Below are 20,594 nucleotides of genomic sequence, written 5' to 3'. Positions count from 1 at the left end.
ACCGCTGCTGTCGGAGTACGCGGCCACGCGGGAGACGGCCGGGACGCGGACCCCTCCCCCGACGGCCGACACCGGTCCCGGTTCGGGCTTGCGGTTTCCGTAACGTCAACTTCTACGGTCCTCCGTGTGGCTGGAAAGACCGGCCCGGCGAGGGGAGGCGGACCATGGCATGGTCGATCGCCGACGTGGCCCGGATGTCCGGGGTGACGTCACGGACACTGCGGCACTACGACGACATCGGCCTGCTGCCGCCCGCGCGGACCGCGAGCAGCGGGCACCGCTACTACGAGGAGGCGGAGCTGCTGCGCTTGCAGCAGATCCTGCTGATGCGGGAACTGGGCCTGGGGCTGCGGGAGATCCGGACGGTTCTGGAGCGTCGGGCCGACGAGGTGGCGGTGCTCCGTGAGCACCACCAACGGCTGCTGGCGGAACGGAACCGGCTGGACACGCTCGTGCGCACGGTCGGCCGCACCATCGCCGAACTGGAGGAAAGCAGGGACGACAACGACATGGCGAAGATCAACAGGCCGGAGAACCTGTTCGAGGGCTTCGAGCCCTACCCCGGCGAGGCCGAGGTGCGCGAGCGGTGGCCACGGGCGTGGGAGGAGTCCCGGCAGGCCGTCGAGGCGATGACCGTCGAGGACCAGGAGCGGTGGCAGCGGGAGGTGACGGCGCAGTTGGTCCGCTTCGCGGAGTTCATGGTGGCGGGCAAGCCCGTCACCGATCCCGCCGTGCAGGCCGAGCTGGACGACCACTACCAGGGCATCTGCCGGTACTGGACCCCGGACGCGACCGCGTACAAGGGGCTGGGGCAGACCTACGTCGACGACCCCACCATCCGCGCGAACTACGACAAGATCGCCGACGGTCTCGCGGTCTATCAGCGCGACGCGATGTTCGTCTACGCCGACACCCGGCTGAGCTGACCGGCGCGCGCACGCCGTCGGGGACCGCGCACCCCCGGCGGCACCCCCGGCACCCGCGTCGGCACCGCCCACCGGAACAGGGCGTTCCCGCCCGGGAGTACGGCGCGGGCGGGATGATCGGGGCATGTCCTCCGACCTCATCGGCGCGGTCGCCGGTCTCCTCGGCCTCTGCCTCGGCAGCGGGGCCACCCTGCTCGCCGCGCGCACCACGGCGCGGGCGAGCGAGAAGCAGGCGGCGGCGCAGCAGGCCCAGGCGGTCGCCGCCTACCGTGCGGCGCTCGACTCGGCCCGCGAGCAGGTCAGGGCCGCGACGGCCGGGCAGGCCCTCGCCGCCAGGCGCCCCGTGTACGCCGCGTTCCTGCGCAGCGCGCACACGCTCGCCGACGCGGTGCACACCTACGTCATGGATCCCTCGTCCGAGACCGAGCCGTATCTGCGCGCTTTCGACAAGGCGCGTGCCGCGCACGCCGACCTCGAACTCGAAGGGCCCGAGGAACTGGCCGCGCTGGGCGCACGCGTGGTGAACGAGGCCATCGCGGTCCGCGAGCGCGGCAGCGGCTACGCGAGCCTCCTGCTCGCGTGGGGCAAGGTGTCCGCGCTCGTCGAGTCCCCCGCCCCCGGCGCCATGGAGCTGGGCCTGGCCATCGAGCGCGACCTCCGCGCCGTCCAGTCGGCGTCGCGGCGCCTGCCCGAGGGCTGGCGCGGCAGGGCGCGGGAGCTGTGGCGGCGCCCCGACGACCCGTTCGCGTTCCGGACGAGGCCGGGCCCCGGAGAGGACGCCGAGGAGCCGCCCTCCGACGAGTTGGTGGCCGCGCTGCACGCCGCGCTGGACCGGGCGGCCGAGGGCTCCATGCGCACGGCGCTCACCACGGGCGCGCTCGCGGAGGACGACGTGTGGCGGCTGTACTGGGCGGCGACGCAGTGGCCCGAGGAAGATCCGGCAACGCATGTACGGGCACTGCTCGCGCCCGTACGCGACGCGGCCCGCGCCTTCGCGAGGGCGGCGCGGGCCGCGCTGCACGCCCCTGCCGAGGGGCCGGGGTCACGGGCTGACTGACTCCTGCTGCGGCTCCACCGCGCGTCCCGGGACGATGACCGCGAGTGTGGAACGGGCCTCTCGTCGCAGTTCCCCCCGCCGTGCGAAGGTCGCCGTGAGGGCCAGGAACGAGACGGTTCCGGCGTAGAGGGCGGAAGCGACCGCCGATATCAGCACGATGCCCATCGGGCACGCACCTTTCTCCCCCCGCTAGGGAGCACCGGCCTCCGTGGCCGGGCAGCACTGGCGACGAGTGTACGGGCGCGCCTGCCCCAACTCCAGCCCGTATCCCGTGAGTTGACTCCTCGTCAGGCGTCGGCTTCCAGCACCGGAACGACGTCCGTGCCGTATGCGTCGATCACCGCCTCCACCGCGTCGTGCATCGCGTACAGCGCGAACTGGTCCACGCCCAGCTCCCGCAGCCTGCGCAGCCGCTCGATGTGCGCGGAGACCGGGCCGACGAGGCAGAAGCGGTCCACGATCTCGTCGGGCACGAAGGCCGTGTCCGGGTTCCCCGTGCGGCCGTGGTGTGCGTAGTCGTAGCCCTGGCGGGCCTTGATGTAGGAGGTGAGCGCGTCGGGCACCAGGTCCGAGTGCTCGCCGTAGCGCGTGACGAGATCCGCGACGTGGTTGCCGACCATGCCGCCGAACCAGCGGCACTGCTCGCGGGCGTGGGCCAGTGCCTCGGGGGTGTCGTCGCAGACGTAGGCGGGCGCGGCGACGCAGATGGCGACCTCGGCGGGGTCGCGGCCCGCGTCGGCCGCCGCGTCGCGCACCGCCTTGACCATCCATTCGGTGAGGTAGGGGTCGGCCAGCTGGAGGATGAAGCCGTCCGCCTCCGCGCCCGCGAGGGCCAGCGCCCTGGGCCCGTAGGCGGCCATCCAGACGGGCAGCCGCCCGTCGCGTACCCAGGGGATGCGCAGGGTGGTGCCGTCCAGCTCGGTCTCCCTGCCCTCGGCGAGATCGCGGATGACCCGCATGGCCTGCCCCAGGGTGGCCAGCGTGTTCGGCTTGCGCCCCGCCACGCGCATCGCGGAGTCGCCGCGCCCGATGCCGCACACGGTGCGGTTGCCGTACATCTCGTTGAGCGTGGCGAAGGTGGAGGCGGTGACCTCCCACGCCCTGGTGCCCGGGTTCGTCACCATGGGGCCGACGACGAGCTTCTCGGTGTGCTCCAGGATGCGGCTGTGGATGACGTACGGCTCCTGCCACAGCACCGCCGAGTCGAAGGTCCAGCCGTAGCGGAAGCCGTTGCGCTCCGCGCGGCGCATCAGGCCGACGGTCCTCGCCCCTGGCGGGTCGGTCTGGAGCACGAGTCCGAAGTCCATGGTGGTCCCCCTTGAGTCCTTGGGTCCTTGAGTCCTCAGCCCAGGAGCTGACAGGTTCCGCGCGGCACGTACTGGCCGTGCCCCGCGCGCCCCGTGTAGGTGCGGCGGTCGATGACGGTCTCGCCGCGCGAGAGCACCGTCTCGACCTGCCCGGTGATCCGCTTGCCCTCGTAGGCGGAGTAGTCGACGTTCATGTGGTGCGTATCGGCCGACAGCGTCTGCTCGGCGTGCGGGTCGTAGATGACGACGTCGGCGTCGGCGCCGGGCGCGATGGTGCCCTTCTTCGGGTAGAGGCCGAACATCCGCGCCGGGGTCGCGCACGCGATCTCGATCCAGCGGCGCCTGCCGATGTGCCCCTCCAGCACCGCCTGGTGGAGCAGGTCCATGCGGTGCTCGACGCCGGGCATCCCGTTGGGGATCTTCGAGAAGTCGCCGCGCCCCAGCTCCTTCTGGCCGCTGAAGCAGAACGGGCAGTGGTCGGTGGAGACCACCTGGAGGTCGTTGGTCCGCAGGCCACGCCACAGCGCGGCCTGGTGCTCGCGCGGGCGCAGCGGCGTCGAGCACACGTACTTGGCGCCCTCGAAGTCCGGCTCGGCGAGGTTGTCCGTCGACAGGAAGAGGTACTGCGGGCAGGTCTCACCGAAGACGGGCAGGCCCAGCCGCCTGGCCTGGGACAGCTCGGCGACGGCCTCCTCGGCCGAGACGTGCACGACGTACAGCGGCGAACCCGCCACCCGCGCCAACTGGATGGCCCGGTGCGTGGCCTCGGCCTCCAGCAGGGCCCTGCGGACCTCGCCGTGGTGGCGCGGGTCCGTGCGGCCCGCGGCGAGTGCCTGTTCCACGAGGACGTCGATGGCGATGCCGTTCTCCGCGTGCATCATGATCAGCCCGCCGTTGGCGGCGGTGCGCTGCATGGCGCGGAGGATCTGGCCGTCGTCGCTGTAGAACACGCCGGGGTAGGCCATGAACAGCTTGAAGGAGGTGATGCCCTCCTCCACCAGCAGGTCCATCTCCTTCAGCGTGCCCTCGTTCACGTCGGAGAGGATCATGTGGAAGGCGTAGTCGACGGAGCACTGCGCGTCGGCCTTCGCGTGCCAGTGGTCCAGCCCCTCACGGAGCGGGTGGCCCTTGGTCTGCACGGCGAAGTCGACGATGGTGGTGGTGCCGCCCCAGGCCGCCGCCTTCGTGCCCGTCGCGAAGTCGTCGGAGGAGAAGGTCCCGCCGAACGGGAAGTCCATGTGGGTGTGCGCGTCCACGCCGCCCGGGATGACGTACTTGCCCGTGGCGTCGAGGCTCCGCTCCGTCTCCCACGCGGCGGCGTCGCTGCCGTGTGCGGCGAGCGCGGCGATGCGGCCGTCCTCGATGAGGACGTCCGCGTGCAGTTCGTCGGCGGCCGTGATCACGAGCCCGCCCCGGATCGCTGTCCGCGTACGCGTCATTCCGTTACGTCCCTTCGTGCCTTCGTGTCCGTACGGGGCACAGCGCCCCTGCCTTCCGCCGCGCGACGTATCCGGGCACAGCCGGGGTCACCGCGCCGTGGACAGGTCCAGCTCCGCCGCGCGCAGGGCGTGCCCGAGGATGGCCGCGCCCTCTTCCGCCTCGGCCACCGTGAGGGTCAGCGGCGGCGCGATCCGCAGCACGCTGGCCGTGGAGTGGCCGCCGCCCTTGCCTATGAGCAGCCCGCCCTCGCGGGCCGCTTCGAGGGCGAGGGAGGCGGCCTCGGGCGAGGGTGTGTCCGTGCCGGGGAGGACGAGTTCGAGCCCGGTCATCAGGCCACGGCCGCGCACCTCCCGTACGATCCCGAGCCCCGCCGCGACCGCCCGCAGCCGCTCCAGCAGCAGGCCGCCCACGCGGCGCGCGTTGCCCTGGAGGTCGTGCTCCAGCGCGTACGCGAGGTTCGCGTTGCCGGCGGCCATGGTGACGGGGCTGCCGCCGAAGGTGGAGAGGGAGTTGGCGTCGAGGCAGTTCATGACCTCGGCGCGGGCGACGACCCCGCCGATCGACATGCCGTTGCCCAGCCCCTTGGCGAAGGTGAGGATGTCCGGCGGGCCCGCCTGCGCGTGTGCCTGCCAGCCCCAGAAGTGGTCGCCCGTCCTGCCCCAGCCCGTCTGCACCTCGTCGCTGATCCAGAGGATGCCGTGCCGTTGCAGCACCTCGCGGAACGCGCCGAACAGGCCGTCGGGCGGCGAGGTGAAGCCGCCGACCCCCTGCACGGGCTCCGCGATCAGCGCGGCCACCCCGCATCTGGCCTGCCCGAGCACGTCCTCCAGGTCCTCGACGCAGGCGGCGGTGAACGCGGCGTCGTCGAGCCCGGCGAACGGGCCCCGGGTGCGGACCGAGCCGTGCACGTACAGCGTCTGGAGCGGCGAGAGGCTGGTCGGGGACCAGGCGCGGTTGCCCGTGATGCCGACGGCGGAGAAGGAGCGGCCGTGGTAGCTGTTGCGCATGGCCAGGATCTGATTGGAGCCACGGTAGGCGGTGGCCAGCATCAGGGCGGTGTCGTTCGCCTCGGTGCCTGAGGTGGTGAAGAAGACGCGCGCGTCCGGGATTCCGGAGAGGCACGCGATCCGTTCGGCCAGCTCCACCATGGGGCGGTCGAGATAGAGGGTGGAGGTGTGCAGGATACGCGCGGCCTGCTCGGCGACCGCCTTGGTGACCTCGGGCAGCGCGTGCGCGGTCATGGTGGTGAGGATGCCGCCGAAGAAGTCGAGATAGCGGTTGCCCTCGGCGTCCCAGACGTGGCGGCCCTCGCCGTGGGTGATCTCGATGGGCCGCTGGTAGTAGAGGGCGAGCCAGTCGGGCAGCACAGCGCGGTGCCGCTCCAGCAGCTCGCCAGGGTCGTGGTGCTCGCTCCGCGCGCCGCTCATCAGGGGTGCACCAGCCCTCCGTACGCGTCGGGCCGCCGGTCGCGGTAGAAGGCCCACTGCTGGCGCACCTCGTCGATCAGGGCGAGGTCGAGATCGCGGACGACGAGTTCCTCCTCCTTGTCGCTGGCGACGTCGCCGACGAACTGGCCGCGTGGATCGACGAAGTAGCTGGTGCCGTAGAAGTCGTTGTCGCCGTACTCCTCGGCGCCGACGCGGTTGATGGCGGCGACGAAGTACTCGTTGGCGACTGCGGCGGCCGGCTGCTCCAGCTGCCAGAGGTAGGCGGAGAGGCCGCGCGAGGTGGCGGAGGGGTTGTAGACGATCTGGGCGCCGGCGAGGCCGAGTTCGCGCCAGCCCTCGGGGAAGTGGCGGTCGTAGCAGATGTAGACGCCGACCTTGCCGACGGCGGTCTCGAAGACGGGCCAGCCCAGGTTCCCCGGCTTGAAGTAGAACTTCTCCCAGAAGCCCTTGACCTGGGGGATGTGATGCTTGCGGTACGTGCCGAGCACCGTGCCGTCCGCGTCGATGACGGCAGCGGTGTTGTAGTAGAACCCCGACTGCTCGACCTCGAAGACGGGGACGACCAGCACCATCCCGGTCTCCCGGGCCAGTTCGCTCATCCGCCGCACCGTCGGCCCGTCGGGCACGGGTTCCGCCCACTTGTAGTGCTCGGGGTCCTGTACCTGGCAGAAGTACGGGGCGTTGAAGACTTCCTGGAAGCCGATGATCCGCGCGCCCTGGCGGGCCGCCTCGCGGGCGTGCTCCTCGTGCTTCGCGATCATCGACTCGGTGTCGCCCGTCCAGGTGGCCTGCACCAGTGCGGCACGTACGACGTCGGGCATGAGCGGCTCCTTCACGGGGGCGGCTACCTGTGCGACACGCGTAGATCCACGTGAGGATGTGACCGTAAATCCCGTCACGCACCGTGGCAAGACCATCGGCGTAACGTCGCCGGATCGATCTCGTTTCCGCCGAGGGGTGCTCCTCACAGCGCTTCGTTACCCGTACGTAACCTACCGACGGGTTACTACGGGTAAGTCCGCGAGCTTACTCTCCAGTCACTTCCCGCCCTCCGGCAACGCCGACGTTCTGGAGCAGCTCATGATGGCTTCCCCCGCCCCTCGCACCCCCTCCCTTCGCGGCGCCGGACACCGCGCCCCCGGACACCGCACCGCCGCCGGTGCGCTCGCCGCCGGGCTGCTGGCCACCGGTTCGCTCGTCGCCGCCCCGGCGGCACACGCGGCACCGGCCGCCGCGACCACCCCGGCCACCCCGGCCGCCTCGTCCCGAGCCGCCGCCGAGGGACCGCGGTTCGTCGAGATCGAGGGCGACGGCGGCACCAAGCTGGCCGCGAACGTCCTCACGCCCTCCGGAGCGGCGAAGGGCGCGCGCCACCCCGTCATCGTGCTGCCCACGAGCTGGGCCACCCCGCAGGTCGAATACCTGGCGCAGGCCAAGAAGCTGGCGGACTCCGGGTACGTCGTGGTCACGTACAACTCGCGCGGCTTCTGGCAGTCGGGCGGCGAGATCGAGACGGCGGGCCCCGAGGACATCGCCGACGCCTCCAAGGTCATCGACTGGGCCCTGGCGAACACCCCGGCCGACCCGGACAAGGTCGGCATGGCCGGGGTCTCCTACGGCGCGGGCATCGGGCTGCTGGCGGCAGGGCACGACAAGCGGATCAAGGCCGTCGCGGCGCTCAGCGGCTGGGCCGATCTGATCGACTCCATCTACAGCGGCCGTACGCAGCACGCCCAGGCGGCGGCGCTGCTGGGCGGCGCGGGCGAGCTGACGGGGCGGCCGAGCGCCGAACTGCGGGAGATCCTGAAGAACTTCCTCGGCTCGAACCTCGACAAGGAACAGGAGATGATCGACTGGGGCGCGAAGCGCTCCCCCGCCACCTACCTCGACCGGATCAACGCCAACGGCGCCGCCATCATGATGGGCAACGCCTGGGGCGACACGATCTTCCCGCCCAACCAGTACGCGGACTTCTACGAGAAGCTCAAGGGCCCCAAGCGGCTGGAGTTCCGGCCGGGCGACCACGCGACGGCCGAGGCCACGGGCCTCCTCGGGCTGCCCAACGACACCTGGACGAACACCCGCCGCTGGTTCGACCACTACCTGCGGGGCGAGGACAACGGCATCGACCGCGAGGCTCCCGTCCAGCTCAAGTCCCGCTCCACGGGCGGCTACGAGGGCTACGCGAGCTGGCGGGACGTGCCCGCGACGCACGAGAAGATCCCGCTCAAGGACACCCGGAACATCGACGGGCACGACTCCGGCGCCAACGGCGGCCTCGTGCTGCTGAGCAACGCGCTCGACCAGTTCCTCAAGCTCCCCCCGACCGCCTCGATGCCGCTGCTGCCGCGCTCACGCGCTGCGGTCTGGCAGTCCGAGCGGTACGAGGAGACGCGGCGCGTGCGGGGCACGACCACCCTGCACACGACCGTGACCAGCAAGGCGTCCAGCGGCACGGGCGTGGCCTACCTCTACGACGTGGGCCCCCTCGGCACGGGCAAGCTGGTGACCAACGCGCCCTTCACCTTCCACGGGAAGACGCCGGGCGAGCCCTTCACCGTGGACGCGGAGCTGTTCTCGACGGCGTACGACGTGCCCGCCGGGCACCGGCTCGCCCTCGTCATCGACGGCGCCGACCCCCTCTACATCGACCACAACCCGTCCGACGCACGGCTCTCCTTCTCCTCTCCGGCCGACGACCCGTCCACGGTGGCGGTGCCGTTCGGGGACTGAGCGCACCCCTTCCCATTTTCGACAGGGAAACTTGCAAGTTTCCCTGTCGAAAACGTACGGTCGGGAGCATGGACAGGAGTGCGGGCGCGGGTACGGGCGCCGAGGCGGCGGAGGCGCGGGAAGAGGCCGCCGTCGAGCTGGCCACCGTGGTGGGCGGGCTCATGCGGCGGCTGCGTGCCGCGTCGCCCGTCGCGGGGCTCACCCCCTCGCAGCGCGCCGTGCTGCACCGCGTCGACAGCGGCGGGCCCACCACCATCGCCGCGCTGGCCCGCGCTGAACTGGTGCGTCCGCAGTCGATGCGGACGACCGTCGGCACACTGGAGGAACAGGGCGTCCTGGCACGCAGCGCCCACCCCACCGACGGCCGCCAGGTCGTCTTCGCGCTGACGGAGGCGGGGCGCGCCTCGCTCGCCGAGCTGCGCCGCGCCAAGTACGACTGGCTCGCCGAGGCCATCGAGACCCGGCTGACGCCACAGGAGCGGCAGACCCTCGCCGAGGCCACGGGGCTGCTGAAGCGGCTGATGGGCGAATGAGCGGTACGTCCGCGTCATCGTCCGCGTCCCCGTCGGCGTCGGCGTCGGCCTCGGCGGAGGACGCGCCGTCGGGGATACGTACCGGTCCCGGGCTGGAGGGGTCCGGGTCCAGGCCCGGGCTCGACGGATCCGGGTCGGGCAGCCGGGCCTTCGGCGCGCGGCTGATGACGCCGCTGCTGCTGGGCGCGGTGCTCAACCCCGTCAACTCCACGATGATCGCCACGGCCCTCGTCTCCGTGGGCCACGCCTTCGGCGTGGGCGCGGCCGACACCGCGTGGCTGGTGGCCTCGCTCTACCTCGCCAGCGCCGTCGCGCAGCCCACGATGGGGCGGCTCGCCGATCTGCTGGGCGCGCGGCGGGTGTTCCTGGCGGGGCTGGCGATCGTCGTCGCGGCGGGTGTCGTCGGGGCGCTGGCGCCCGCGTTCGGCTGGCTGATCGCGTCCAGAGTGCTGCTCGGGATCGGTACCTCGGCCGCGTACCCCTGCGCGATGGCGGTGCTGCGGGCCGAGTCCCTGCGGCTGGGCGTGCCGACGCCGCGTCCCGTGCTGGCGCGGCTCTCGCTGGCCTCCTTGGGCAGCGCGGCCGTCGGGCCCGTGCTGGGCGGAGTGCTCACGGCGACGGCGGGCTGGCGCGCGATCTTCGCGGTCAACGTGCCGGTCGCGCTCGTCGGGCTCGTCCTCGCGGCGCTGTGGCTGCCGCGCGGCGACGCGCGCGTACGGGGCGAGCGGGGCGCACATGGCGAGCGAGGCGACGGGCGGGGCGGAGGCCGCGACAGGCGGGGCGGAGGGCTGGATCCGCTGGGGATACTGCTGTTCGCGGCCACCCTCACCGCCGCGATGGTCTTCCTCATGGACGTCGCGCACCCGCGCTGGCTCCTGCTGCCCGCCGTCGCGGTGTGCGGCGCCGTGCTGGTGTGGTGGCAGTTGCGCCGCCCCTCCCCCTTCCTCGACCTGCGCATGCTCGGCCGCAACCGCGCGCTGGCCCGCACATATCTGCGGCACGGGCTCGCGTATCTCGTCATCTACTGCGTCATGTACGGCTTCGCGCAGTGGCTGGAGGAGTCGCACGGCTACTCCTCCTTCCACGCGGGCCTGATCATGCTGCCCATGTCAGGGGCCGCCGCCGCGTGTTCGCTGCTCGGCGCCCGTACGAAGGGCATCCGGGGCCCGCTGACGCTCGCCGCCGTACTCCTCGTCGCGGGGAGCGGCGTGCTGCTGCTCGCGCACGACGGCACCCCGCTGGCCGTCGTGCTCCTGGCGTCCGTGCTGTTCGGACTGCCGCAGGGCCTCGCGGGCACCGGCAATCAGGCCGCCGTGGCCGCACAGGCGCCGCCCGACGGAGTGGGCGCGGCGGCCGGGCTCCAGCGCACCGCGCAGTACATCGGCGCCATCACGGCCGCCAGCCTCATCGCCCTCTTCTACGGGCACCACGCCGACGACTCCGGCCTGCACGGCATCGCCCTGACCACGGGCGTGCTGGCCCTCGTCGTCCTCGCCCTGACCGTGACGGACCGCGCGCTGCGCCCCCGTACGAACCGCGAGCGCTGATCTTTCCGGGGCGACCTTTCCGGGCCGTGGTACGTGGCCCGTCAGCCCGTTCCCGTCAGCCCTTGCCGGGCTCTGGCACACCGGGGAGGCCCGTGCCGCGCAGCGCGTTGGCGACGGAGCGGTAGTGGTGCGGGGAGACGGCACGCGCTGCGTCGAGGAGGGAGGGGACGAGCGTCGCGGGGTCCGCGTGCGCGGCCGCGGCCACCTCGACGGGGGTACGGGCGCGGACGAGCGCCGACAGCAACTGGGCCGCCTCGTCGGCGCGGCTCGCGCCGTGCAGGGCGAGCGCGGTGGCCGACACCTCCTCGACGGGGCGCGCGACGCCCTGGCGCAGCAACTGTGCGCAGTCCTCGGCGCGGCCCGTCGCCGCGAGCGCGTCGGCCGCGGCGGCGAGCGCTTCCGGGGGCAGCGAGGCGGCCTCCCACAGCAGGGTCGCCACGTCGGCGTTCAGGCCCGCGTCGGCCAACTCCCGTGCCATGGCGGCGAGATGGAGCGCGGGCCAGGCCGCGGCCTCGCACAGCACGACGTGCGTCTCGCCGGGCCGCCCCGCCTCGCGCAGCCGCGCCATGCGCGCGACGGCCCCGGCCGCCGCGCCGCGCGCCCTCGCCCACTCCTCGTCGTCCGCACCGGGTCCGCCGTACGCGGCGGGCGCCTCGTCCACGCCCTCAGCCTCGTCCTCGTCCACAGCTCCGGCGAACCGTGCTCCGCGCGGGGCACGCTCCACGACGCCGGGCGCGCCGGGCGGCACCAGGCTGGGCACGGGCGCGTCACGCGCCCCTTCCTCGACGACCCCGGCGAACCGTGAACCCCTGGGCCGCCCCCGCCACTTGTCACGCTTGCCGGACGCCGCCCCCGCACCGGCCCCGGAACCGTCCCCGTGCTCGTACCCGTCCCCGTGCCCGTGCTCGTGCCCGGCGCCCTCGCCGGAGGAGCGCTCGTGCCGGGGGTCCTGGCCGCCGGCCGGCACCGCCTGGGCCCCGTTCCCGTGCACGCCCACGCCCGCCGCGCGGGTACGCGACGCCGCGAGGCGGGCGGTCAGTTCCGTGCAGCGGGCGCTCGCGCGAGCGTGGTGGTCGCGGGCCCACGCGAGGTCCGTGCCGGAGCCCCCGTCGAGCGCGACGAGGTCACGGACGCGCCGCGCCGCCTCGTCGCGCTCGCGGCGCACGGCGTCGAGGCGGTCGCGCAGTACCGGCTCGCCGCCCACCAGATCGTCGTACGCGGCGACGGAGTCCGCGTACCGCTCCCGCAGCCGCTCCCCCGCCCGCGCGCCCGCTTCCTGGCCGTGCCGCCCCACGAGGTCCTGGATCAGCGAGGCGACCACGTCCCACGGCGGGATCTCCCGCCCTTCCAGGCACTCCCGCATGCCCGCCGGGTCGTTGCCGACGAAGACGCCGTACCAGCCCTCGCCGGGGTGGAGGAGTGCGGTCAGCCAGCGCAGCTCAGCGGTGAACGCGCTGACGGCTTGCGGTAGGCGGTGTGCCGCCGCGGGCATGTCAGCCATGCGCGCATTCGACACCAGCCGTGTTACGCGGGGTGTTACGGCGAGGCTACGTACTCCTTTCCTGTGCCCGTAGCGCATCGATGCGCTGCCCAGGGACAGGCCGAGACAGACGCCCGCCGCGCGGCTGCCTGCCTGAATGTTCAGTCAGCGTTCCTCGGCGTCGCGCCAGTAGTCGCGAAGCATCTCGCCGGGCCAGGCGGCCTGACGTGGGCCCCCGCGCCGCCGCCTCAGAGGCTCACCGCCTCACGGGTTCACGACCATCGCCGCGCCCCCTCCCCTGCGCGTCTTCTCCGCCGCCGCGAGCCAGCGCCCGTCGGGCAGTCGCTGGATGCCCGTCGCGGCGCCGATCTCGGGGTTCTGCTTGAAGGAGTGGCCCAGTTCCTCCAACTGGCCCCGCAGTGCGGTGCGGTTCCACAGGCCCGGTTCCAGTTCGGTCTGGGCCGCGTTGCGCTGGCTGGCGCGGGGCGCTGCGATGGAGTCCACCAGGGGGAGCTTCCTGTCCAGGTGGTTGATGAGGGTCTGGAGGACGGTCGTGATGATGGTGGCGCCGCCGGGCGAGCCGAGGGCCAGCACCGGCTTGCCCTCCTCCAGCACGATCGTCGGGGACATCGAGGAGCGCGGACGCTTCGCGGGTCCCGGCAGGTTGGGGTCGTGGACCGCGGGGTCGGCGGGCTCGAAGGAGAAGTCCGTCAGTTCGTTGTTGAGGAGGAAGCCCCTGCCGGGCACGGTGATGCCGCTGCCGCCGGTCTGCTCGATGGTGAGCGTGTAGGCGACGACGTTGCCCCACTTGTCGGAGGCCGTCAGATGGGTGGTGCTGTCGCCCTCGTACGTCGTCGGGGCCGCCTTGTCACCGGCTTCGCAGGGGCGCGGATCGCTGGGGTCGCCGGGCGCGACGGGGCTGGTCAGGGCCTTGTCGTCCTGGATCAGGCAGGCGCGCGAGTCGGCGAACTCCTGGGAGAGCAGGCCCTTGGTGGGCACATCCTCCTGGGTGGGGTCGCCCACCCACCGGCCGCGGTCGGCGAAGGCGAGGCGGCTGGCCTCGATGTAGCGGTGCAGGTACTCCTTCTCGCTGATGCCGCCGAGGTCCGTGCCCTCCAGGATGTTGAGCGCCTCGGCCACGCTGGTGCCGCCCGAGGAGGACGGGGCCATGCCGTAGACCTCGTACTCGCGGTAGTCGGTGCTGGTCGGCTCCTGCTGGCGGACGGTATACGTCCGCAGGTCGTCGGCCGTCAGATCGCCGGACCGCACCCTGCGCTCCGCGTCGTCGGCGACGGGCGGCTTGCGCACGGTGTTCACCACGTCGCGGGCCATGGCGCCCTCGTACAGCGCGTCGGCGCCCTTGCGGCCGAGGGTGCGGTAGGTGGCGGCGAGGTCGGGGTTGCGGAGGGTCGAGCCGACCTCCGGCAGTTCGCCGCCGGGGAGGAAGAGCTTCGCGGAGGCGGGGAAGTCGCGGAAGCGGTCCTCGTTGTCGGCGGTCTGCTTGCGGAAGGTCTCGTCGACCTCGAAGCCGCCGCGCGCCAGCTTCTCGGCGGGGGACAGCGCCTGCGCGAGGGAGCGGTTGCCCCAGGAGTCGAGGGCTTTCTGCCAGGTGGCGGCCGTGCCCGGGGTGCCGACGGACAGTCCGCTGGTGACGGCCTCCGCGAAGGGTATGGCCTTGCCGTCCTCGCGGAAGAGGTTCTTGTCGGCGCTCAGCGGCGCCTTCTCGCGGCCGTCGAGCGTGCGGATCTGACGGCTGGCCGCGTCGTAGTAGACGAAGTAGCCGCCGCCTCCGACGCCCGCCGAGTACGGCTCGGTGACGCCCAGGGCAGCCGCCGTCGCTACGGCGGCGTCCACCGCGTTGCCGCCCTTGCGCAGCACCTCGATGCCCGCGGCCGAGGCATCGGGGTCGACGCTGGAGACGGCGCCGCCCTCGCCGACGGCGACCGGCGTCTTCTCGGGCGTGCTCCCGTTCCCGGCGCGGTCGGGCGGCGGCGCGCCCGCTGTCAGCGCGCCCACCGCGACCGCCGCGGTGAACAGGGCCAGGAACCGGGCTGACCGGCGGTGCGTGCGCCGCATGAGTGCCTCCTGTCGACGAGCGTCAGCGCAGCCTAGCCCGCGTGTTCTGCACACGTCAGTAACTCGGCGTTCCGCTTCCGTCGTACGCCTGTACGCTGCCGCCCCATGGATGACTACCTGCGGGAGATCGTGCTCGGCGTGCTCGCGGCGGCCGTCACCGCGGCGCTCGGCTGGTTCGCGCGTACGTACCTGTGGCGACGCCGACTACGGCGCACGCAGCGGTTCTTCGGGCTGCCCGACAACTCCGAGTGCCTGCTGATCGTCAACCGCGACCCGGCCACGGCCGAACTCGCCGTGCACCGGCGCGATGTGTACGCGCTGCTGGAGCTGTCCGCGCTCATCAAGGACTGCCGCGCGCACGCGAACATCATCTCGCACGAGACCGCGCAGCAGGGCTTCGGCGAGCGCACCGAGTTCTGCCTCGGCGGCCCGGCGTCCAACCGCCGCACGCTGGCGCATCTGCGGTCGCTGCTGCCGGGGGTGAGCGTCAACCCGGATCCGGAACCGGGGCCCGACCGCGCCGCGTTCACCATCGGCAGCGAGCGCTACCGGATGGACAAGGGCATCACCGAGTACGTTCTGCTCGCCCGCCTCACCGCTGGCCAGCAGGACGGGGACACCCCGCGGCCCGTGTTCCTGCTGTGCGGCCAGAGCGGGATCACCAACCAGGCAGCGGCCCGCTATCTCGCCCGCCACCACGCCCGCCTGGGCCGCAAGTACGGGCCCACCGGCACGTTCTGCCTCCTGCTGAAGGTCGTCAACTCGCAGGCTTACGGGCCCGACGTCGTGGAACTGGTCGACGACGTGACCCGCGCCGCCACCTCCCCGCAGCCCACTCCCCCGCCCGCGAACGGCTCACGCAGGGGCGGCCACCGCGCGGTCGGCTGACGGGCGGGAACCTGACGGTGGGTCAGTGACCGACGGCCGGTCAGCAGCCGGTTCAGCAGACGGATCAGTAGACGATGGACACGATCTCGCAGACCGCTGCGGCGAGTTGACGGTCACCGTCGACGCGGGCACGGGCAAGGGCCGAAGCCGGGCCGATACCCCGGGTGCACAGCCGCCAGGCGGTCTCCGCGTCCAGCGCGACGCGCGCCGCGGGCGGCCCGGCCCCGGGTTCGGCCAGGGACCAGCGGCCCTTGGTCTCCGTCGCGGTGACGGTCCAGGCGCCGCAGGGCGGGCCCTCGACGTCCACCCTGACCTGGGTGCCGACGGGCGCGTGGGTACCGCGCAGAGTGTGCGGCAGTGCCCGAAGGAAGGTGTCCAGGACCACCGACAGGGAGCGCGGATCGGGATCGGTGCCCTGGCCGACGGCGTGCCGGATCTGCTGACGGTGTGTCCAGTGCTCGGTGAACTCCCGTGCGCTGTCGAGCCACATGGGGGCCGGGTCCGCACCGGCCCAGGACACACCCAGCAACGGTTCGTCCGGGTCGGCGGCCTCGAAGTACCGGGCGACCTGGCCGCCGACCAGCTCCAGGGTGTCGGTGAGCGCGGCCGGGCCGACCCGGCGGTGCGCTTCGACCCACTCGTGGTTCGCGCGGTGGATGAACGCCTCCAGCGTCTCGCCCGGCGCGAAGGCGAGCCCGCCGTCGTGGCCGTCGCGGCGGCCGAGGCGCCCGTAGAAGTCGCCGAGCAGATGCGCGGCCAGATCGGCGACGGTCCAGCCCGGCACGGCCTCCCTGCGCCAGTCGGCGGGCCGCAGCTTCCTGAGAGTGGCCATCAGCGCCGCGTGCTCCGGGGCGAACAGCGGGCGTGCGTCGATGGGCCTGCCGAGCCAGGAGTGGCCGGACGTCGCGTCGGTCTGGGAGGTCATGCCCCAAGCCTGGCAACCGGGCGCCCGGCACACCAACGGATTTCGTCGTAAGGCTCAGGCCCGCGAGCCGGGCATCGTGGAGCCCGCCTCCGCCCTGTTGACCTCGACGGCCTCGGTCTTGACGCTGCGCCGCTCGCGCCGCGCGACCCACTGCGCGAACCAGGACAGCAGCATGCACAGCCCGATGTAGATCGCCGAGATGACGATGACGACGGGGATGAACGGCATGGCGTAGTCGAGGTTGATCGCGATGAGCTTGCCCGCGTGCAGGAACTCCTCGAAGGTGATCAGGTAGCCGAGCGAGGTGTCCTTGAGCGCGACGACGAGCTGGCTGATGATCGTCGGCAGCATGGCGCGCACGGCCTGCGGCACGAGCACCGAGGTCATCACCTGCGTCTTGCGCATCCCCAGCGCGTAGGCCGCCTCCCGCTGGCCCTTGTCCACGGAGACCACTCCGGTGCGGAAGACCTCCGCGAGCACGGAGCCGTTGTAGAGCGTCAGACCGGCGACGAGCGCGGGCAGCGGCTGGACCTGGAGCGCCACGAACACGAAGAAGATCATGACCAGCACCGGCATGGCGCGGAAGAACTCCACGAGGAGCGTCGCCACCCAGCGCACAGGCCGGTGCTCCGAGAGCCGCCCAGCCGCCAGCACCGCGCCGAGCGCGAGCGAGAGCACGGCGGCCAGCGCGAACGCCTTGAGCGTGTTGCCCAGCCCCCGCAGCAGCAGCTCCTGGATGCCCTCGTAGGCGAAGGGCCGCCACTTGGCCGCCTCGAACTGGCCCGTGTCGACAAGGAGATGAATCAGCCAGGCCGCCAGCGCGGCCAGCAGCAGCGTCGCGACGACACCGTAGACCCGGTGCCGGACGCGGGCCCTGGGCCCGGGGATGTCGTAGAGGGCGGTGGACGTGGCCTGCGAAGCGGCCTTCGGCCTGGCCTTCGTCGTGGTCCGGGACGTACCGAGCGGGATCACCGGGCGACTCCGTAGCGCTTCTCCAGCGCGTTGAAGAGCGCACTGATGGACAGGGTCAGGACGAGATAACCCAGCGCGATCCAGACGAAGCTCCAGATGATGCTGTAGCCGTTCTCGTTGAGCGTCTTGTACGTGCTCAGCAGCTCGACGACGCTGAAGGACCCCGCGATGGCGGAGTTCTTGGCCAGCGCGATGAGCGTGGAGCCGATCGGCGGGATGACGGTGCGGAACGCCTGCGGCAGGATCACCGTGGCCAGCGTCTGGCCGAACGTCATCCCCAGACTGCGCGCCGCCTCGCCCTGGCCCACGGGCACCGTGCCGATGCCGGAGCGGACCGCCTCGCAGATGAACGCCGACGTGTAGCAGCCCAGGGCCAGCACGGCGAAGACCTCGAAGGGCAGCGCCACCCCGAAGCGCGGCAGCCCCAGCAGCATCGCGAAGAACAGCAGCGTCAGCGGGGTGTTGCGCAGCACCGTCACCCACGCGGTGCCCAGCGCCCGCAGCGCCGCGACGGGCGCGACCCGGCAGCCCGCCATCACGACGCCGACCGCGAGGGCGAGGAGCGAGGCGTAGACGGTCAGCCGCAGCGTGCCGAGGAACCCCTCGCCGTAGAGCGAGAAGTTGTCGGTGAGTACGTCGAGTCCGTTCATGGCTTCGGCCGTCCCCCCTTTCAGCTCGTCAGCGAGCGGTCGATGGCGGGCGGCCTGGGCGCCGGTTCACCGGAGAGCGCCAGCGTGGCGTCGTACGCCTTCTTCCAGTCGCCGTTCCTCTCCCGCTCCTCCAGCGCGTCGTCGAGCGCGCGGGCCAGCGCCTTGTCCGGCTTGGGGACGCCGATGCCGTAGGGCTCCTCGGAGAACGGCTTGCCCACGACCTTCAGCCCTTCGGGATCCTTGGCCGCGTAGCCGAGCAGGATGGTGTCGTCGGTGGTGACGGCGTCCACCTGCTCGTTCAGGAGGTTGTCGACGCAGATCGCGTAGCTGTCGTACGCGACGGGCCTCGCCTTCGGATAGTCCGCGACGATCCGCTGATACGGGGTGGAGCCGACGGCCGAGCAGATCTTGCGGCCCGCCATGGACCCGGGGCCCGTGATCCCCTTCTCGTCCGCGCGCACCAGCAGCTTCTGGCCCGCGATGTAGTACGGCCCTGAGAAGCCCACGAGCTTCTTGCGGCCGTCGTTGATGGTGTACGTGCCGACGTAGTAGTCGATCTGGCCGTTCTGGAGCGCCGTCTCGCGGTTCGCCGAGGCGATGGCCTTGAAGCGCACGTCCTTGTCCGGGTCGAAGCCGAGGGAAGCGGCGAGCATCCTGGCGATCTCGACGTCGAAGCCGGAGTAGGCGCCCGTCGCGGGGTTCATCTCCCCCATCCCCGGCTGGTCCTCCTTGGCGCCCACCGTCAGATACCCGCGCTGCCTGGCCCGCTTCCAGGTGTCGGACGCGGGCAGCGTGAAGCCCTCGTCGACAGCGTAGGAGGGCGGTCGCGGCGGCTGCGGGCCCCGCGCGGGAGGGCTGCCAGAGCGCCCGCACGCGGTCGCGAGCAGCGCCAGCAGCACCAGCGCGCACAGCCCGGCCATGGCGCGCGAGGCCCGCGCGGGGGCGGATGGCGTACGGACGGTACGGCGCGGTCGTCGTCGCACGGTTCGCCCTCTCAGTGCTTGAGGATCTTGGACAGGAAGTCTTTGGCACGGTCGCTCTCCGGCGCCGTGAAGAACTCCTCCGGTGTGCGGTCCTCGACGATCCGGCCCTCGGCCATGAAGACCACGCGATGCGCCGCGGAACGCGCGAACCCCATCTCGTGGGTGACGACGACCATCGTCATGCCGTCCTCGGCGAGCTGCCGCATGACCTCCAGCACCTCGCTGATCATCTCCGGGTCGAGCGCGGAGGTGGGCTCGTCGAAGAGCAGCGCCTGCGGGTCCATGGCCAGGGCGCGGGCGATGGCGACGCGCTGCTGCTGGCCGCCGGAGAGCTGCGCCGGGTACTTGTCGGCGTGCGCCGCGAGCCCGACCCGCTCCAGCAGCTCCCGCGCCCTGCGCTCGGCCTCGTCCTTGCGCTTCCTGCGCACCTTGAGCGGCGCGAGCATGACGTTGGCGAGGACCGTCTTGTGCGCGAAGAGATTGAACGACTGGAAGACCATGCCGACCTCGCTGCGCAGCCGCGCCAGCGCCTTCCCCTCCGCGGGGAGCGGCTGGCCCGAGAGCGTGATGGTGCCGGACTCGACGGCCTCCAGCCGGTTGATGGTGCGGCAGAGCGTCGACTTTCCGGAGCCGGAGGGGCCGATGACGACCACCACTTCTCCGCGGCCGACGGTGAGGTCGATGTCCTGGAGGACATGGAGCCTTCCGTAGTGCTTGTTGACGCCGCGCAGCGTGATCAGCGGTTCCATGGAAACCGCAAACTATCGTCATCAATACGACACTTCCGCCAGGACACGCGGGTCCCCTTCGCGGGGTGCGGAAGGAAACACAGGGTTGCCCCTTCATCGGGCTGTGCCCCTTCACGGGGTGCGGGGTGAAGGTCACACGGGGTGCCCGTTTCTCGTGGGGGTGCGCTGTGTGGGTGCCCCTTTGGGGTTTCGTTCGCGTGTTGCGGGCCGGTGGCACGGGTTGTGCCCACCCGTCCCGCCGAGCGAGACGCTTGCCCACAACTGTTTTGGCGCGCCGTCGCCAGTGGGGGCGCCCCTGGGGTTTCGTCGCCGGGTGCGGGTGGGTGGCTACGGCGCGGCGTGTGGTTGCGGTGCGGTGCGGCTGACGCCGCGTGATTCTTGGCTTGTGCCGGTGGCCGTGTGGGGTTGCTGTGTGGTGGGGGTCGGCGCCGCGCCGGGGTGTCTCCTCGGCGTGAAGGTCTCGTGTTCGGCCCTCGGCCGGTGACTTGCTCGACCTGCGGGGACACCCCACCGCACCACCTCCCACCCGGTGGCCAACTATCGGCCGGTGACCCCTCCGCTTGTTCCCACGCTGTGGACCGGTGCCTCATCGGCACCCATGCGCCCGCCCCAGTGCCTCGCCGGAGGGGCTCCGCCCCTGCCACGGGCAGCTGACGGCGACGGCTCGCCGTGGCCGTGAGCCGGTGCCGTGCCGCACGGACCCGGCCACCCCTGTTGTGGGCAGGCGTTCCGCATGGCGAGGGGGCACCTCCCAACGGTAGCTGGGGGAGGATGGGCACAACCCCACCCACCGGCCCGCAGCACGCGAACGAAACCCCCAAGGGGCACCCCGGGGCTGCGCACCCCCGACAGGGGGAGTTGCGCGGGACGGTCGGCCCGG

General features: G+C 72.3%; 18 protein-coding genes. 6 read left to right on the top strand and 12 right to left on the bottom strand.

Translation table 11 applies throughout. The features are described from left to right. Positions 1–164: 164 nt before the first annotated feature. Both ACYVOO_RS36175 and ACYVOO_RS36170 read left to right on the top strand, forming a co-directional pair. Positions 165–926: a MerR family transcriptional regulator gene (locus ACYVOO_RS36175; RefSeq protein WP_461019968.1), complete on the top strand. Its 762-nt coding sequence runs from the start codon at positions 165–167 to the stop codon at positions 924–926. Between the two features lie 124 nt (positions 927–1,050). After that, entirely contained in the window at positions 1,051–1,983 is a 933-nt protein-coding gene (locus tag ACYVOO_RS36170; RefSeq protein ID WP_461019967.1) for a hypothetical protein, read from the top strand. On the opposite strand, the gene ACYVOO_RS36165 is transcribed toward ACYVOO_RS36170, so the two are convergent. The 5 genes from ACYVOO_RS36165 to ACYVOO_RS36145 form a co-directional block, all read right to left on the bottom strand. Then, the gene (locus tag ACYVOO_RS36165) at positions 1,969–2,148 is read right to left on the bottom strand and encodes a hypothetical protein (RefSeq protein WP_461019966.1); all 180 of its coding nucleotides are present in this window, start codon (positions 2,146–2,148) and stop codon (positions 1,969–1,971) included. The two genes, ACYVOO_RS36170 and ACYVOO_RS36165, sit on opposite strands and share 15 nt — an antisense overlap. A 122-nt stretch (positions 2,149–2,270) precedes the next feature. Next, positions 2,271–3,290 carry a TIGR03842 family LLM class F420-dependent oxidoreductase gene (locus ACYVOO_RS36160; protein ID WP_461019965.1) on the bottom strand — a complete coding sequence of 340 codons (1,020 nt, stop codon included), beginning with the start codon at positions 3,288–3,290 and terminating at the stop codon, positions 2,271–2,273. Between the two features lie 35 nt (positions 3,291–3,325). Further along, complete coding sequence (gene hydA / locus ACYVOO_RS36155; protein WP_461019964.1) at positions 3,326–4,729, bottom strand: dihydropyrimidinase; 1,404 nt, start codon at positions 4,727–4,729, stop codon at positions 3,326–3,328. Between the two features lie 87 nt (positions 4,730–4,816). After that, a complete protein-coding gene (locus ACYVOO_RS36150) occupies positions 4,817–6,157 on the bottom strand; it encodes an aspartate aminotransferase family protein (RefSeq protein ID WP_461019963.1) in 1,341 nt (446 codons plus the stop codon). Beyond that, positions 6,157–6,999: a nitrilase-related carbon-nitrogen hydrolase gene (locus ACYVOO_RS36145; protein ID WP_461019962.1), complete on the bottom strand. Its 843-nt coding sequence runs from the start codon at positions 6,997–6,999 to the stop codon at positions 6,157–6,159. The genes ACYVOO_RS36150 and ACYVOO_RS36145 overlap by 1 nt, the downstream gene beginning before the upstream one ends. Positions 7,000–7,261: 262 nt before the next feature. On the opposite strand from ACYVOO_RS36145, the gene ACYVOO_RS36140 reads away from it, so the two are divergent. The 3 genes from ACYVOO_RS36140 (at position 7,262) to ACYVOO_RS36130 (ending at position 10,991) form a co-directional block, all read left to right on the top strand. Then, positions 7,262–8,911 (top strand): CocE/NonD family hydrolase, encoded by a 1,650-nt coding sequence (locus ACYVOO_RS36140; protein ID WP_461020068.1) that lies wholly within the window; start codon positions 7,262–7,264, stop codon positions 8,909–8,911. Positions 8,912–8,979: 68 nt separating this feature from the next. Continuing rightward, a complete protein-coding gene (locus ACYVOO_RS36135) occupies positions 8,980–9,444 on the top strand; it encodes a MarR family winged helix-turn-helix transcriptional regulator (RefSeq protein ID WP_461019961.1) in 465 nt (154 codons plus the stop codon). Next, positions 9,441–10,991 (top strand): MFS transporter, encoded by a 1,551-nt coding sequence (locus ACYVOO_RS36130; RefSeq protein ID WP_461019960.1) that lies wholly within the window; start codon positions 9,441–9,443, stop codon positions 10,989–10,991. The genes ACYVOO_RS36135 and ACYVOO_RS36130 overlap by 4 nt, the downstream gene beginning before the upstream one ends. A 55-nt stretch (positions 10,992–11,046) precedes the next feature. Here ACYVOO_RS36130 and ACYVOO_RS36125 read toward each other — a convergent pair whose 3' ends face one another. Then, positions 11,047–12,492 carry a hypothetical protein gene (locus tag ACYVOO_RS36125; RefSeq protein ID WP_461019959.1) on the bottom strand — a complete coding sequence of 482 codons (1,446 nt, stop codon included), beginning with the start codon at positions 12,490–12,492 and terminating at the stop codon, positions 11,047–11,049. Between the two features lie 243 nt (positions 12,493–12,735). Further along, positions 12,736–14,547: a gamma-glutamyltransferase gene (gene ggt / locus ACYVOO_RS36120; protein WP_461019958.1), complete on the bottom strand. Its 1,812-nt coding sequence runs from the start codon at positions 14,545–14,547 to the stop codon at positions 12,736–12,738. 105 nt (positions 14,548–14,652) lie between these two features. Between ggt and ACYVOO_RS36115 the strand changes: the two genes are divergently transcribed. Next, complete coding sequence (locus ACYVOO_RS36115; RefSeq protein WP_461019957.1) at positions 14,653–15,435, top strand: hypothetical protein; 783 nt, start codon at positions 14,653–14,655, stop codon at positions 15,433–15,435. A gap of 64 nt (positions 15,436–15,499) precedes the next feature. Here ACYVOO_RS36115 and ACYVOO_RS36110 read toward each other — a convergent pair whose 3' ends face one another. From ACYVOO_RS36110 to ACYVOO_RS36090, 5 genes are all read right to left on the bottom strand, one after another. Then, on the bottom strand, positions 15,500–16,360 hold the full coding sequence (locus tag ACYVOO_RS36110) for a maleylpyruvate isomerase family mycothiol-dependent enzyme (RefSeq protein WP_461019956.1): 861 nt from the start codon (positions 16,358–16,360) through the stop codon (positions 15,500–15,502). Between the two features lie 54 nt (positions 16,361–16,414). Then, a complete protein-coding gene (locus ACYVOO_RS36105; protein WP_461020067.1) occupies positions 16,415–17,248 on the bottom strand; it encodes an amino acid ABC transporter permease in 834 nt (277 codons plus the stop codon). An 80-nt stretch (positions 17,249–17,328) separates the two neighbouring features. Continuing rightward, a complete protein-coding gene (locus ACYVOO_RS36100; protein ID WP_453343591.1) occupies positions 17,329–17,982 on the bottom strand; it encodes an amino acid ABC transporter permease in 654 nt (217 codons plus the stop codon). A gap of 20 nt (positions 17,983–18,002) precedes the next feature. After that, on the bottom strand, positions 18,003–18,902 hold the full coding sequence (locus ACYVOO_RS36095; protein ID WP_461020066.1) for a glutamate ABC transporter substrate-binding protein: 900 nt from the start codon (positions 18,900–18,902) through the stop codon (positions 18,003–18,005). A gap of 74 nt (positions 18,903–18,976) precedes the next feature. Continuing rightward, positions 18,977–19,714, bottom strand: a complete 738-nt coding sequence (locus ACYVOO_RS36090) for an amino acid ABC transporter ATP-binding protein (RefSeq protein WP_461019955.1) — start codon at positions 19,712–19,714, stop codon at positions 18,977–18,979. Positions 19,715–20,594 lie beyond the last annotated feature (880 nt).

The sequence above is a fragment of the Streptomyces daliensis genome, assembly GCF_054782395.1.
This window is presented reverse-complemented; position numbering and strand designations above follow the sequence as displayed.